The 14,930-nt window shown below is 51.5% G+C and carries 10 protein-coding genes and 1 tRNA gene; 5 read left to right on the forward strand and 6 right to left on the reverse strand.

Going from position 1 to position 14,930, the window contains the following annotated elements; all coding sequences use genetic code 11:
• Positions 1–3 precede the first annotated feature (3 nt).
• On the forward strand, positions 4–4,116 hold the full coding sequence (locus tag GC087_RS09920; protein ID WP_324030471.1) for an RHS repeat-associated core domain-containing protein: 4,113 nt from the start codon (positions 4–6) through the stop codon (positions 4,114–4,116).
• Positions 4,110–4,862, forward strand: a complete 753-nt coding sequence (locus GC087_RS09925; protein ID WP_054687633.1) for a macro domain-containing protein — start codon at positions 4,110–4,112, stop codon at positions 4,860–4,862. The genes GC087_RS09920 and GC087_RS09925 overlap by 7 nt, the downstream gene beginning before the upstream one ends.
• 352 nt (positions 4,863–5,214) lie before the next feature.
• Here GC087_RS09925 and GC087_RS09930 read toward each other — a convergent pair whose 3' ends face one another.
• Positions 5,215–6,453 (reverse strand): MFS transporter, encoded by a 1,239-nt coding sequence (locus GC087_RS09930; RefSeq protein WP_054633591.1) that lies wholly within the window; start codon positions 6,451–6,453, stop codon positions 5,215–5,217.
• 673 nt (positions 6,454–7,126) lie between these two features.
• On the opposite strand from GC087_RS09930, the gene hemH reads away from it, so the two are divergent.
• Positions 7,127–8,089, forward strand: coding sequence for a ferrochelatase (hemH, locus tag GC087_RS09935; protein WP_006119604.1), 963 nt, complete (start codon positions 7,127–7,129; stop codon positions 8,087–8,089).
• A 203-nt stretch (positions 8,090–8,292) separates the two neighbouring features.
• On the opposite strand, the gene GC087_RS09940 is transcribed toward hemH, so the two are convergent.
• The 3 genes from GC087_RS09940 to GC087_RS09950 all read right to left on the reverse strand — a co-directional run bounded on the left by GC087_RS09940 (position 8,293) and on the right by GC087_RS09950 (position 10,097).
• Positions 8,293–8,368: transfer RNA gene (locus GC087_RS09940), tRNA-Asn, on the reverse strand.
• A gap of 112 nt (positions 8,369–8,480) precedes the next feature.
• The gene (mtfA, locus tag GC087_RS09945; protein WP_200885608.1) at positions 8,481–9,248 is read right to left on the reverse strand and encodes a DgsA anti-repressor MtfA; all 768 of its coding nucleotides are present in this window, start codon (positions 9,246–9,248) and stop codon (positions 8,481–8,483) included.
• A 165-nt stretch (positions 9,249–9,413) separates the two neighbouring features.
• Positions 9,414–10,097 (reverse strand): ASCH domain-containing protein, encoded by a 684-nt coding sequence (locus GC087_RS09950; RefSeq protein ID WP_282497974.1) that lies wholly within the window; start codon positions 10,095–10,097, stop codon positions 9,414–9,416.
• A gap of 610 nt (positions 10,098–10,707) precedes the next feature.
• Here GC087_RS09950 and GC087_RS09955 point away from each other — a divergent pair.
• Positions 10,708–11,412 carry a phosphohydrolase gene (locus GC087_RS09955; RefSeq protein WP_033742101.1) on the forward strand — a complete coding sequence of 235 codons (705 nt, stop codon included), beginning with the start codon at positions 10,708–10,710 and terminating at the stop codon, positions 11,410–11,412.
• 73 nt (positions 11,413–11,485) lie between these two features.
• Positions 11,486–11,737: an Arc family DNA-binding protein gene (locus tag GC087_RS09960; RefSeq protein ID WP_006119599.1), complete on the forward strand. Its 252-nt coding sequence runs from the start codon at positions 11,486–11,488 to the stop codon at positions 11,735–11,737.
• Positions 11,738–11,806: 69 nt separating this feature from the next.
• On the opposite strand, the gene GC087_RS09965 is transcribed toward GC087_RS09960, so the two are convergent.
• Positions 11,807–13,423 carry a methyl-accepting chemotaxis protein gene (locus tag GC087_RS09965; RefSeq protein WP_324030473.1) on the reverse strand — a complete coding sequence of 539 codons (1,617 nt, stop codon included), beginning with the start codon at positions 13,421–13,423 and terminating at the stop codon, positions 11,807–11,809.
• Positions 13,424–13,524: 101 nt separating this feature from the next.
• Entirely contained in the window at positions 13,525–14,913 is a 1,389-nt protein-coding gene (gene dcm, locus GC087_RS09970; protein ID WP_324030475.1) for a DNA (cytosine-5-)-methyltransferase, read from the reverse strand.
• Positions 14,914–14,930: the final 17 nt, after the last annotated feature.

Here is a 14,930-nt window from a genome sequence, read left to right on the forward strand (position 1 = left end):
TTCATGCATTCCGGTGCGCACTTTGATCCGCAGCTAGGACTGGACATTCACACCTATCCCTGGCCTTTACCGACGCCCCACATCGGTATTGTGTTTGATGTGTTTGACTATCTGCCATTGATTGGCACTACGGTGCATGTTAACAGCATCAAACGGGCCAGCGCGGGAACGGGTGGAATGTCGATACATATCCCCGTTGGCGGCGTTTGGGTGCCGCCGTTGCGTGCGCCCGGCGGCCCACAGATTGAAGATGAGCTGTTTATGGGCAGTAAAACGGTTTCGGTGGATGGTGAACCGTTTTCCCGAATTGGCATGCCGGTACTGAGTTGCAATATTGTCGGTATGATTCCCCCGTTTCGCCTCAAGCGCGTCACTAAACCCAAACCGTTGTCCCTGACGCTACCGCTGACGTTCAACCTGGCCATCCCCAACAATGTCATCGTAGGCGGGCCACCAACAATCAATTTGATGGCGCTGCTGATGCGTGCCGGGTTGAGCGGTCTGGGAAAAGGGCTGAAGAAGTTCCGGAAGTCGGTGAAATGGCAAAATTTCATGAAACGCTTTGGCGACTACAGGCGCAAATTGTTTCGTAATATGGAGCCAGGGGTTCTCAAGTGTAAGGTTCTGCGAGCGGAACCGGTCGATATTCGGGATGGCAGCGTCAGTCTTGAACAGCAGGATTTCCTGTTGCCGGGCCGGCTGCCGCTGGCCTGGCATCGGACGTATTCGTCGGCCGATGTTGAAACGGCAGGACTTTGTGGCTATGGCTGGCTGACACCCGCGGATATCCGGCTGGAAATCCTGACTGAAGAGGGCATTGCGCTCTTTATTCAGCCTGACGGGATGACGCTTTTTGCCGCCCTGCCACAGGAAGACGGACGTAAACATGCTGTCATGGGGTTGCCGGATGGCAGCCGCCTGTGGCGAGACAGCGCCCAGGGCCAGGTGACCTGGTGCGTTGAGCTGGAAGCGGGGATCCTGTGGCATTTCACCGGTGCCGATGGGCGGTTACCGATACAGCAATTATCCGATCGTAACGGAAACGGCTGGGCCTTTGAATGGCAGGACGAGATGCTGATTCGGCTTCGCGAATTCAGCCTTAACGGGTTGACCGGACGAGAGGTCCTTGTCACTCATGATAAGGGCCGCCTGAGTAGCTTACGCCTGCACAATGCGCTGGACGGTGATATCACGCCGCTGACGCGCTACGAATATCATGCCAATGGTCAACTTAGCGCCGAAATTGATGCGCTATCGCATCCCCGGCGTTTTGACTATCAACAGTTTTATCTGGTCAGTCACTTTGACCGAAACGGCCAGGGATTTCATTACCAGTACAATCAGGACTGGCGCGTCATTCACGCCTGGGGTGACGGCGGCGTCTGGGACTACCACTTCGCTTACGAACCGCTGCTCAATGAGGTTGAAGTAACGGATTCACTGGGCCACCTCTCACGTATTACGTTTGACGACAATGGTCTGCCGATCGCCGAAATCGATCCTTGTGGCGGGAATACGGTATTTCGTTACGACGACTTTGGTCGAACGGTAGAAGTGATTGAACCGGATGGCAGCATTCATCGGTGGGATTATGACGCGCAGGGTCGCATGCTCGCTGAGCATCTACCCGACGGCAGCAGGGTACAGGCTGTTTACAATGAGGATGGCCTGCCGCTGGCGATCACCGATCAGAAAGGTGCGGTCTGGCACGCCGACTATGACAGCGGTGGCAACCTTATTGCCAGTCGCGATCCGGGTGGTGTGACGGCCCGTTATCAGTTCGATCGGCTTGGCCAACTGACCCAGGCGAATGAGCCGGGTGCACCGCAAACAGAGTATCGTTATGACCGCTTTGGTTTCCTGCTGGTGGTCAGCGTGGCAGGCGCGGGAGAGACGCGTTTCAGGCACAACGTACGTGGGAATTTACTGGAACGTGCTGATGCCAGTAACGGTGTGACCCGTTTTTACTGGGATTCGAAAGATCGCCTCATCGCCACGGTCGACCCGGCGGGTGGCGATGTCCGGATTGAGTATGACCGTGAAGATGAGCCTGTCACCTTTACCGATGAAGTGGGGCAGACCACGCGTTTTTACTATAACGGCACAGGCATGCTCACCGCCTGTGAAACGCCTGATGGTGCCCGGCTGGGTTATGAATACGATCCTGAGGACCGCCTGCTGGCCGTGATTAATCAATCTGGTCAACGCTGGCAGATGGAACGAGATGGGCTTGGACGTGTGACGGCCGAGCAGGATTATTGGGGACAAAAAACGCAGTACCGTTGGGACAAAGGCAGCCGCCTGGCCGCACGTTGCGATCCGCTCGGACGTGAGGTGCACTATGGCTACGATAAAGCCGGGCGCCTGAGTGAACGACGTAGCGGTGATACCTTACAGGCAACGTTCCACTATGATCCCTGCGGAAGGCTGGTGCTCTGCCAGAATCCCTGGCGGCGACTCAGCTGGCGCTACGATGACGCGGGACGGTTACTGACAGAAGATCAGGACGGCTTTCAACTTCGCTACCATTATGACGAGCAGGGACGTTTGCACGAGCGTGAAAGCGACAGTGGCCATCGGGTGGTTTATCGGTACGATGCGTATCAACGTTTACGCACCGTGCAACTCAACACTGATTCGCCGATCACCTTTGATTATGATGCCGCGGGACGGTGTATTCATGAACAGTTGTCAGAGGCATTGACGCGCACCCTGAATTACGACCACCAGGGACGGCTTACGTCACAGCAGGTACTACAAAATGATTTACCGCTGTTTGCCAGTGGCTTTGTCTATGACAAAAGCGGAAATATGACTGCGCGTCACGACAGCCAGTGGGGCAACGATCGCTATCGTTATGACCCTGTGGGCAGGCTGACGGCACATATCACCCCTGACGGGGCACTGCGAAAGTTTGTGCAGGATGCAACAGGTAGCCATTTGCAGACGCAAACCCGTGAGGTTAATGACCGCGCGGAAGGTTGGTTCCGGGAGGGCGTGCATCAGGGCGTTCGTTATGTTTATGATCGTGCCGGTGAGTTACGCCAGCGACGCCGAGTCGCGGGGACCGCGGGTGATCAGGATGAAAAAGAAGATTTCCTCTGGGATGAAAATCGACAACTGATTGCGGTGCGTAAAGGGAACCATCAGGTGCGCTATGGCTATGATGGGCTGGGCCGCCGGGTGTTTAAGCAAACCGACAGCGAAACGCGCTGGTTCTACTGGCAGGAGGACGCGCTGGTGGGCGAAACGCTCACCCGCACACATGAACCTCTGGCCGCGCAGAGTATCTTTGATACAGGCAGTCGCCTTAAGCGACAAAAAGCACAGGCTGCACTGTTCAGCACGATGCGGGAATACGTCTATTATCCCGGCACGTTTCGACCGCTGGCGTTGCTGACGCAACAGGGGGACAGTAAACAAAGCTGGCACTATCACTGCGATCCTAATGGCGCACCAGTCAGACTGACATCCGTTACTGGTGAGATTGTCTGGGCAGAAAAAACCGGTGTCTGGGGTGAAAAAGGCCAAATCTTTGCTGATCAGATCGAAAACCCCCTGCGTTTTCAGGGGCAGTATTTTGATGCCGAGACGGGGTTACATTATAACCGCTATCGGTATTATGACCCTGAGATTGCGGCGTATATCAGTCAGGATCCGATAGGGCTGGCGGGGGGGGTTACTCCCTATCGTTATGCTCCAAATCCATTTGTATGGAGTGATCCACTCGGGCTTACGACGGAGGAAATAAAAACTTTGTTCCATTTCACCGATTTGAAAGGAATGGAGGGTATTAAAAACAGTGGAGTTATCAGGCCTTCCACGGGCGGTGTTCATGCACGTTTTGGAGATGGTCAGTATTTTACTAATGTTCACCCAGATAGGATTGGTGGGCGTACATTAAAAGATTTAGAAGACTCTGGTAAAATATCTTTGGGGCAACTTGCGGCTAACATTTATGGTGATGCAAGAAAGTCTGGTAGTATCACTCATTATGTTGAGATTGATGTGACAGGGTTGAATATAACTGAGCCGAGACCGGGTACTTTCTTAGTCAAGAATGACAAAGAACTTGATGTCTCGAACCGAATAGTGAGTAGTGGGAGTTCATGCTAGTGAGTAATAAAAGTTACTACCGTGCGGTTTCAGAATTTTTGAGGGGAGCCGGTGTTGTCTATACTGAATTCATCGGGGAAGTGGCAACCAGACAGATAAGCGTTTTTGAAGGGAATCATTACTCTTCATCTTCTGTCACTGACTGGCATGAAGATATTGGTTACTTACTCTATGATGGCAAAAAAAATGAGTTAGATTTATCTGATTCTGAAGAGATTACAGATGAAAATTTTGAAACCGAATGGAAAAAAACACTCGTCAATGAAGACCAAATAGCCTATATCCATCATCATAGTGGAGATGCATCAATACCATTTAAAGAATCAGTTATTATTTTGCACGTTGTGAATAACCTAGGAAAGTGGGGGAAAGGTTTTGTCCTTTCTTTGTCTAAAAGATATCCGTTGGCAAAAGAAAAATATTTGGCCTCTTCGCGAATTGGGTATAAGATGGGCGATGTGCAATTTATTGAAGTGGATACTCTTAATAGAGTATTTGTAGCAAATATGGTTGCACAGGAAGGAATAAAAAAATCCCAAAGAGACGCTAAAAGATACATTTCATATGAGGCTCTTGAAGAGTGTCTGGAAATTGCAAGTGACTATGCATTGTGCAATAGATTAGAAGTTCAGATGCCAATGATCGGTGCAGGTCTGGGCGGCGGAGATTGGCAAGTTATTATTGATATTATAAAAGATAAACTGACTTATAAAAAAATACCCTGCCATATTCTAACTTTAGACTAGATGGCAAGAAAGGGCTTTTATCAGCCTTTTCTTTTTTCTCGCTTTTTCCTTTTAATTAAGGTTTTTTATGAGGGTTTAGCTTTCCTTTTTTATGTGAAAAAAATAATATTACTCTAGTTCATAGTGGCGAAATTTTAATAAGTCGTGCTACTTTGCTATGATTTATTTTGTGATAAATTTTCTTTTTTTGGTGAATTAGCTAAGTCATATTAAAACTAGAGCTGAAAATTAGATGTTAGATATAAATTGGAAAAAAAACTTATAAAAAATGCCGCTAATGCGGCAATTCTTAATTCTATGAGCATTATTATAAATAAATGTTCGGCTGGGTACACTTAAAATACCCCCTCACTCACACCACCGTTTCATTCTCAAGCTTCTGCCTTTTCCGCAGATTCGGAAAGAGCATCATCCAGAGCCCAACCACCACCAGTGTCCCGACGCCGCCAATGACGGCGGCGGGCACCGCGCCCATCCATGCCGCGAGCAGCCCGGATTCAAACTCACCCAATTGATTTGAGGTATTGATAAAGATAGCGTTAACCGCATTGACGCGGCCGCGCATCGTATCCGGTGTATCCAGCTGAACCAGTGCGCCACGGATCACCATGCTCACCATATCGAAACCACCCAGCGCGGCCAGCGCCAGCAGAGAAAGCCACAGTTTTGTTGAGAGCGCAAACAGCAGCGTCGCCAGGCCAAAACCGGCCACGGAACCAAACATAATCATGCCAACATGTTTTTCCAGCTTATGGCGGCTGAGCCAGACGCCGACCAACAGGGCACCCACTGACGGCGCACCGCGTAACAGGCCAAGTCCCCATGGCCCGGTGTGCAGAATATCCTGGGCGAAGACAGGGAGCAGGGCGGTCGCCCCGCCCAGTAAGACGGCGAACAGGTCGAGCGATATCACGCCCAGAACATCCTTGCGTTCGCGAATAAAGCGTACGCCCATAAACATGTTCGACAGCGTCATCGGCACACGTTCCTGAGGAGGACGCTCATAACGTAAGCAACTCACCAGTATCAGCGAGAATAAATAAAACAGGGCTGAAACCCCGTAAACCACCTCGGGACCGGCTATATACAGCAGTCCACCCAGCGTTGGCCCGACAATCACCGCCGCCTGACCGCCAACAGAGCTGGCCGCCATGGCGCGCGCCAGAATCGGTGGCGGGACCAGCGCCGGCAACATAGAGGTAATGGCTGGCCATTCCAGCGCTTTCGCCAGCGAAATCAGAAAGACCAGCCCCCAGATTTCAAGTTTGTCTGCCCAGTGCAATAGCGTCAGCGCCACCAGACCGAGCAGCGCGGCCCACTCAATCAGTTGGCCGATAACCACGATACGGCGGCGGTCGAACTGATCGGCCAGATGTCCTGCCGGCAACGCCAGAAGCACTGAGGGCAGAAACTGCATCAGGCCAATCATGCCTAACGCCATCGCGCTGTGGGTTATTGCATAGATTTGCCAGCTGACGGCCACGGAAAACATCTGAAAACCAAATGAAGAACAGGTTCGGGCGAGCCAAAACGCCACAAATGACCTGTGTTGCAGCAGCGAGTCTTCGCCTGTTGAAACGCCTGTACGCATCCTGATACCTGTCCCGAAAAGCCTCGCGGCAAAAGTGATTGCCTCAGTCTGATTGATGACCGTGATGCGGTCTGGTTTTTTCTGACTAAAGCATGGCGATGTTACTGCCTGGCGGTCCGCGCGATATTCACGTCATGGGCAGCGTCAGTCAGCACAGATAGAGCCCTAAATATTAGCATGCTCAATATTCAGTTTAATAAATCAAAATATCGACAAGATGTGATTTTAACCCGCTGAATAATGGGGAATTGACGGATTACTTTTTATCATTCACCACAGAAAATGTACGAGCCGATCGGAAGGGACGCGACTTATCAGAGCTATTGGTCTTTCGTCGACGCAGCGATGATAAGATACGATCAAATGTTTTTAGACCGTCAGGCAAAGCCGTGTCAAAAAGCAAATAAAGGCGGGCTCGCAGGGCATAACGCTTTTTACGGCGTAAAAGACGTTAAAGCCCGCCCGACTGTTTCATCCATGGTCCGGGCTCATAAGGCGGCGTAAGACGTCAGCAAAGACGTTGGCAGGCTGACTCTACGTCGTCGCAGAAGTCCGCGCCATGCCTTCGTTTCGCCGTCACTGACGCAAAAGGCGCAGACGGAGGAGATGATGTCCCTGAGTGTGCTACAGTGTTCAGGCACTTTTTTCCTTGGGTTTTCAGAGGTCCCAGCTAATGACGAATAAACAGGGTGTTTTAATTGTTAACCTTGGAACACCAAAAGAACCCACGACTGCTGCGGTTAAAACATTTTTATCGAAATTTTTGCACGACTACAGAGTGGTCGATTTACCCCGGATCCTGTGGTGCCCGATCCTGCATGGCGTAATTATCCCGCTACGCGCCAAACGCGTCGCCAAATTGTACTCCTCTATCTGGATGGACGAAGGTTCACCGCTGATGGTGTACAGCGTCCGTCAGGCGCGCGCACTGGAAGCGCTGACGGGCATGCCTGTTGAGCTGGGCATGAGTTATGGCGAGCCGAGCATCGGGGGCGCTATCGACAGGCTGCTGGCGAAAGGTGTCGATAAAATTATCGTTATTCCTTTGTATCCGCAGTTTTCCTCGTCCACCGTGTCATCCGTTTTCGACAGCGTGAGTCGTCACCTGCAGACGATGAAGAACCGCTACACACCGGCGATCAACTTCATCAACGACTATGCCGATCATCCTGCTTATATCGATGCGTTAAAAACGTCCGTGCTTGAATCGTTTGAGGCCAATGGCGTGCCGGATGCCTTACTGGTCTCCTATCACGGTATACCGGTCAGGTTTTCAAACGAAGGCGACAAATATCAGGAGCGTTGTGCGTTAACGACAAAATTACTCACCGACGCCCTGAACATGCCTTCGCTAAAAGTAGTGATGACCTTCCAGTCACGCTTTGGCAGGGAACCCTGGTTAACGCCCTATACCGATGAAACCATTAAAAATCTGCCTGCGGAAGGCGTAAAAAGCCTGCAGGTAATCAGCCCGGGCTTTGCGGCAGACTGTCTGGAAACGCTGGAAGAACTGGATGAGCAGAACAGGGAAATCTTTATGCATGCGGGCGGGACGTCCTTTACCTATATTCCTGCGCTCAATGATAAACCTGTTCATATTGAGATGCTGCGCCAGCTGGCGGAGGGCGCGAAATAGCGTGCTGCGGTCCGTCACTTGTTAAAGACCGGTAGCGACAAAGCCAGAATGCGTTCATTTTGGCTTTGTGTTTTTATTAACCCGCAGCATTTTATTATGGCAGATTGCTAAATTGGGCCGTAAAGCAACGCGCGGAAAGAAGACAGAGAAAGGCGATCGGCTGAAAAGCAAAAAGCCTGCTCGCAAGCAGGCTTTTTTAATTTTGGCTCCTCTGACTGGACTCGAACCAGTGACATACGGATTAACAGTCCGCCGTTCTACCGACTGAACTACAGAGGAATCGTGTGAACGAGGCGAATAGTAACGAGGTCGGCTCAGGGTGTCAACAGTATAAAAGCGTTTAGCATTCAACTGGCTAGCTTTAAAGCAATGCGTCTGCAAAGCAGGCGATTTAGTCGTGAGCGGCTCCTGTTCTGCTTAACGGGTCCTGCTGATAAAAGTGCTGAAGATGACGGTACATGGCCGGGAAACGCTCCGCCAGCAGGGCCGGGGCCGTAAAAAAATACTCGGATAATACCGCGAAACACTCTGCCGGATCGCTGGCGGCATAAGGATCGATGCTGGCGGCCTGCTCACCGACACTTTCCACTTCATGTTCAATCCCGGCCATCGCGCTACGCAAATCTTTTTCCCATTGGGCAACCTCACGTAGCGGCATCATTGGCACGCCGCTGGTATAACCGCTACCGCGCGCATCCAGTTTGTGCGCCACTTCATGAATGACCAGGTTGTAGCCGGAAAGATCGAAGGAGTCCTGAATATCCAGCCAGTTGAGTACGATTGGCCCTTGCGTCCAGCTTTGCCCGGCATGGACGGCGGGGGCCTGATGGACCAGGCCATGCTCATCCTGCCACAGGTCATCCACATTGAAAGGCTCGGGATAAATGAGCACTTCGTGAAAGCCGTCCAGCCAGTCGAGCCCCAGCTTCAGCACCGGCAGGCAGAACAGCAAAGCAATGCGCACGGTACGCAGCGCATCAAGCTGACAGCCTTCAAGCGGAACCAGTTTTTTTTGCTGCAGAAAATGCTGAGCCATGGCCTGCAGCGACTGACGTTCATCGTGGTTGAGGAGGGTAAAAATCGGCTGTGTCAGCCCGGCCTGCCAGGGCAGGTCAGTCAGATCCGTATTGCTGTGTGTTTTCCATGGCCATTTAAACATCGTTGGTTCCGCACTGAATGCTGCAATTGCAGAACCCTGAGCGACCAGACAGTAAAATGCCAGCATCAAAACGGCATGCTGGCATCGTCAGGCTTCAGGGATGAAGGAGCAATATTCAACCTGTTAGCAAGGAAATTGTCTGTGATTCAGCCCACAAAGCGCAGGCTAAGTTGATTCGCGCGTGGCACGCTCGAACTCAATAACCCAAACCCACGGGTTAACCTGCCAGCTGGTTGCCCCGTACTGTTTTTGCCAGGCTTTGCGATAGGCTTCTTTAGGCAGTTCAGAATTGACGTTCATGGTAAAGAAGTTGTTCAGGAAGTGCGAGTCGGTCTGCACACCTTCCGCCATAATGTCGTCTTCACTAATATCCTGAATCTGCTCTGCGCGCACATCCGTAATAATCAGGTCGATGCGGCTTGCCCAGCGCGGCATATGAATGGCTGTTTGCCAGCCAAACTGCTCGGCGTCCGGTCCGCCTGACATATGTTGGCCCAGTTCATTGCTGTCCGCCCGGTACTGGCAAAAGTCCGGCGAGCGAAACGGGGTGGGATCGCGTTCATAATCCGCCAGCGCATGTTCAGGCACGATGGGGCCACGCCAGGTTTCGCGGACCCAGAGCTTGTCGCCAGGCATGCCGTAAGGACAATGATAACGAATGTCGTTCATGGCCATCATTTTGTCACCGTGCAGGTGATTAGCCTGCACATCAAAGGCATGTACCCCTTCATGATGATCCTGGCCTGGACCAAAAGCCTGCGTTTTCATTATGCGCCGGGTTTGGGTTTGTTGGCCAACCAGCAGGGCTCGGACCCGCTGTTCGGAAAAAAGAATCGGCCGCTCTTTCATGGATTACCTCTTTTTATTAGTCGATCCCGGTTACTGCTGAAACAAAAAGGGCACCTAAATGGTGGCAATATCATAAAAAATATAAATCATTATTCCTGATAATTGGCCACCGTGTGGTTCGCTCAGTTGTGATGATTTTTAATCCACCGGACAGGAGTGGATAAAAAATCATCAGCACTGCTGTTAACGCGTATTACCGGACATCTGATAGTGAGAATACAGTACGTTATATCGGCAAAAATAGGAACCTTTTCAGATTTATCCATCTATAATTTTCGCCGCTTTTATTGTTTTTTACATTTTTATTATGACATTAATTCCCTCACTCTGAGATAAAATAGCGCTGATTAATCATTATTAATATTAAACTATTCATCCTGCCTAAAACTGAATCAGTCAAGGCTGAAAAAGCAGCAAATGGCTGTTTTCCTGGTAGCAAATTGCCATAAAAATGATCAGCGTCTCATTTTTAAGAGGAATTTAAAGGTCCCGACCGGCTTTTTCCTTAGCGATGTAAAGAAAATGTCATTAGCCATTCGTTATGATGACAAAGCCTATACGCGTAACAGGTCGTCAATTGAGACGAAAATAACCCTTACAGGAAAAGATTATGTCACTTGCACTTTGGCAGGCTCGCTATGAAACCTGGTTTGAAAAAAACTGGATTCATGATGATGGCGCACACGATATTGCGCATTTACGTCGGGTCTGGATGAGCGCGCAGCGCATTATGGCAGGTACATCTGCCGACCCCCTGATCGTCCTGACTGCCTGCTACTTTCATGACGTGGTGAACTTACCGAAAAACCATCCTGAACGTCATAAGGCTTCCACTTACGCCGCCAGCGAAACGCAGCGTATCCTGCAGCAGGACTTTACGGATTTTCCTGCCGAATTAATCGCTGGAGTGATGCACGCGGTTCAGGCACACAGTTTTAGCGCGGCAATCACGCCTGAAACCCCTGAAGCGAAGATCGTTCAGGATGCCGATCGGCTGGAATCGCTGGGTGCAATCGGGCTGGCCCGGGTGTTTTACACGGCCGGTACGATGAACCGTCCTCTGTTCAACAGTGAAGACCCGCTGGGGAAAGCGCGTGAACTTAATGATGTGAAATGGACACTGGATCACTTTCAAACCAAGCTGTTACGGTTGCCTGAAACGATGCAAACCGAAGCAGGGCGGAGACTCGCAGAACACAACGCGGACTTCCTGGTGCGCTATATGGCCAAGTTGTGTGCTGAGCTGCAGGGTAATCTGGTTAGTCTGGATGAGGCAGTACTTCGTGATTTTAGTCCCTTACACGCGGAATATTAAATTTTTATGACAGTATAGGAATCGATACAGTCATCCGGTAGCGTGGAAGCAATAACAAAAAAGGAGTGAGGAAATGACCGAAACTGTTAATTTGACGATTAAAATTGATCCTGCATTGAAAGAACACATTAAACAGCTGGCGCTTGAAAACCAGGTATCAATGAGTCAGGAGATCGTGCAACGTCTGCAGGCCAGCCTCGAAGCACCTTCTCAGCCCGCCATCGACAGTCAGAACACGGAAGAAGGCGCGTCGGATGCTTTAAGTTCCAGCGAAATCAAACAACTGCGTACGCTGCTTAAGAAGCAGAGTAAGAAAAAGAAATAATGGTTATCGGTTGCTCTCGCGATGAAAGCCGCCTTTGATAAAGGCGGCTTTTTTATTCAGAGCGCGTATTCAGACGGCAATGCGAAATTGTTGCACGCTTTCGGCCAGGCGTGAGGCCTGATGTTGTAAGGTATCGGCGGTACGCACCTGCCGTGCCGTAAGCCCCTCGTTGGTATGCAGTTCCTTGTCCAGCGCCACCACTTCGGCGGCAATGCCAGACACGCGGCGACTTTGTGCTGTGGCGTTTTCTTCCAGTTCTTTTAACTGGGTGACCACGGCGCTGACCGACTGGCTGATTTGGTAAAACAAGGCTTCCAGCGACTTCACCTTGTTGAATCCCTCAAAAATATGCAGCTGTGTATTGTTCACCAGCCCGTTAATTTGCTGTGCCGACTCGCCGCTTTTATTCGACAGGGTACCCATCTCTTTTGCCACGACGCTAAAGCTGCGTCCATAAACCCCTGCATGCGCTGATTCAATCGCCGCATTCAACGCCAGCAGACGCGTTTGCAGTGAAAGAACGTCCAGCAGCTCGACAATACCGGCGATTTCCCCTGAGGAATCGACGATGTGGCGCATCTGCACCTCCATTTCATCGACCTGACTGGCGCACTGCTGCATCAGTTCATCCGCGACATGTGCCTGCTGTGCGGCCTGTTGCGAAAACAGCGTACTGTTTTCAACCTCTTCCGAGACACGATGCAGGCGCTGCGAAATATGACTAAAGCTGCTGTTTTGCACCTTATAGTGCTCGCTTACCTGGTCATTGGTATGCTGCATTTCCCGCGCACCCTCCGCCACGCTGGCGGCTATAGTATTAATTTCTGCCACAATGGTGCGCAGCCCTTGCCGCATATCCGCCACCGCGTTAAACAATCCGGCGGTTTCTAACGATTGCAGACGAGGCGGTTGCGGGCAACTGACTAAGTCGCCAGTGGCAATAGCCTGCAGCTGGCGGCTGGCCAGTCTTAAAGGAATAATCACGCCGCGCAGCAGCAAAACCCCACCCGTCAGCAACAGCGTAAACAGCAGCCCTGTGACCAGCAGCGACAGGTTACGGCTGGTGGTCAGCGTCTCCAGTGTCAGGTTGTTGACGGCAGAAAGCTGTTTGTTGGCCTGGGTGATTTCGTTAAACCAGGCGCTGTTAAACTGCTGTTGATAAGCCTGCATCGGCACCATAAAGAACGCATCGATATTATTGGCTTCCAGGCCTTTAAGCTGCTCTTCAAGGCCCTGGGTTAACATCATGAAACCCTGCTCAAGCTCCCCCTTGGGAACGGCATGGTACTGAGCAAACAGCTGTTCTGCATGCACGAGTGAGGATTTTGCGGTTTCCGCCAGGCTCTTCCAACTGTCCACCGATCCACTTTTCTGATCTTCCATCAGATAAATGCCTGCCCGGTGACTGTTATCGCTGGCCGTCAGCAGCTCTATGCGAGCGTGATCGAGCAGCGCCAGCCGGTCGCGCATGGCACTCGCCTGCGTCAGGTTCACTTTGGTATGGCTGACCTGCGCGGTCAGCAGAACAATCCCGATGGATTGCAGTAAACAAAACAGCACAACGAACAGCATAAAATTGCCGCGCAGGCTGGTAAGCCAGGTGGGCACCGGGGGCAGTTTGACGCGATAGCGACGCTTCAGACTGCGCAGGGATAACAACGTGAGAGGTGACATCATTCTACCCATCAAGTGAAAAAGCAGCAGTATTCTGGGCTTGTATGACGAGGTTGTGACAATATCGCCTGGCAGCGGGAAAAGAGGAGAAAGGTTGCGCCTAAGCGCAACTTTTAGCGTGTTTTATGCTGTAAATCGCGGATGTAGGGCAGGAGAAGCTGCGCCACGGCGGCAAAAACGGGGACGACAACGGAATTACCAAACTGTTTATACGCTTGCGTGTCGGAGACCGGAATGCGAAAAGGCTCACTGCCGGCATCATCGAAGCCCATGATGCGTGCGCATTCACGGGGCGTAAGACGACGGGGACGATGCGCCATATTGGTGGCATCAAGGAAATCACGCTCGCCTTTATCCGCGTCCCAGCCGCGATCGATCAAAATCTCAGAGCCATCTTTATAGTAGCGGGCAGACAGGGTGCGCACGCAGCACTGCAGATTGCGCGGATCGTTCAGACCAAAGCCAAAGCCATTCCCCAGCGCTTTATGCTTTTTGGCATACTGATACAGATAACGCCACAGCACCGGCGACAGGATGTACTTATCATCAGGTTCGGCTTCCAGCAAACTTTGCAGGCTGGGCACCTGGGCAGGGAAAAAGCGTTTGATGTCGCGCAGGGTAAAATTCTCGCAGCCGGCAATGTCCCGTCGAATGCCCACCAGCACAATACGCTCGCGGTGTTGAGGCAAAAAATGGCGGGCATCAATCACTTTCGGATCCGGTGCACTGGCATCGGCATCCGCGACGGCATAGCCCAGCTCATCCAGCGTGTCCATGATGATGGCAAAGGTCCGGCCTTTGTCATGGCTTTTTAGGTTCTTCACGTTCTCCAGCACGAAGAAGGGCGGTTTTTTGGCGGCAAGAATGCGTGCTACATCAAAAAACAGCGTACCCTGCGCCTGACATTCGAACCCATGCGCCCGACCCAATGCATTCTTCTTACTGACGCCAGCCAGCGAAAAAGGCTGACAAGGAAAGCCTGCCAGCAGCACCTGATGATCGGGGATGGCTGCATCAATGGAGGAGTAGATCGCTGCTTCATCGTTTAGCCCGGCAGGCTGCGTGACCTGGCGGATATCGGTATTGAAGTGGTGCTCAAGCGGATCGCTGTAATGGTTGGCCCGGTACGTGCGAATCGCCTCTTTATTCCACTCACTGGTAAAGACACATTTTCCACCAATGCGCTCAAATCCGCGACGAATCCCCCCGATGCCGGCGAACAGATCAACAAAACGAAACGCAGGTGCATCATAATGTGCAGGACGAGACGGCAATAAGCGTTCGAACAGATCCCGCTCCGCAGTGCTCAGCACGGGCAGCGTGCTTTTACCCTGACGAATACGGTTGATGAGCGTCGGTGACCAGTGCGCAAAGCCGGCCTGATGCAGTCGGGCAACGATATCCCTGACGGAATAGATCGACAGGACCTGGTGTAACAGATTCAGTTCATCGGAATGCAGAGCTGCAGAAAGAAGAGGTTCAGCGGTTGCGACGGCGTGCATGCAAATATCCTTAACAG

This window comes from Pantoea sp. JZ2, assembly GCF_035191405.1.
Classification (GTDB): domain Bacteria; phylum Pseudomonadota; class Gammaproteobacteria; order Enterobacterales; family Enterobacteriaceae; genus Pantoea; species Pantoea stewartii.

What these genes read in the sequence shown, in the direction of transcription:
- GC087_RS09955 (WP_033742101.1), top strand. Translation starts at nt 10,708, where the DNA reads ATGTCACTTGCACTTTGGCAGGCTCGCTATGAAACCTGGTTTGAAAAA.
- hemH (WP_006119604.1), top strand. Translation starts at nt 7,127, where the DNA reads ATGACGAATAAACAGGGTGTTTTAATTGTTAACCTTGGAACACCAAAA.
- GC087_RS09950 (WP_282497974.1), bottom strand. Translation starts at nt 10,097, where the DNA reads ATGAAAGAGCGGCCGATTCTTTTTTCCGAACAGCGGGTCCGAGCCCTG.
- dcm (WP_324030475.1), bottom strand. Translation starts at nt 14,913, where the DNA reads ATGCACGCCGTCGCAACCGCTGAACCTCTTCTTTCTGCAGCTCTGCAT.
- mtfA (WP_200885608.1), bottom strand. Translation starts at nt 9,248, where the DNA reads ATGTTTAAATGGCCATGGAAAACACACAGCAATACGGATCTGACTGAC.
- GC087_RS09920 (WP_324030471.1), top strand. Translation starts at nt 4, where the DNA reads ATGCATTCCGGTGCGCACTTTGATCCGCAGCTAGGACTGGACATTCAC.
- GC087_RS09925 (WP_054687633.1), top strand. Translation starts at nt 4,110, where the DNA reads ATGCTAGTGAGTAATAAAAGTTACTACCGTGCGGTTTCAGAATTTTTG.
- GC087_RS09960 (WP_006119599.1), top strand. Translation starts at nt 11,486, where the DNA reads ATGACCGAAACTGTTAATTTGACGATTAAAATTGATCCTGCATTGAAA.
- GC087_RS09965 (WP_324030473.1), bottom strand. Translation starts at nt 13,423, where the DNA reads ATGGGTAGAATGATGTCACCTCTCACGTTGTTATCCCTGCGCAGTCTG.
- GC087_RS09930 (WP_054633591.1), bottom strand. Translation starts at nt 6,453, where the DNA reads ATGCGTACAGGCGTTTCAACAGGCGAAGACTCGCTGCTGCAACACAGG.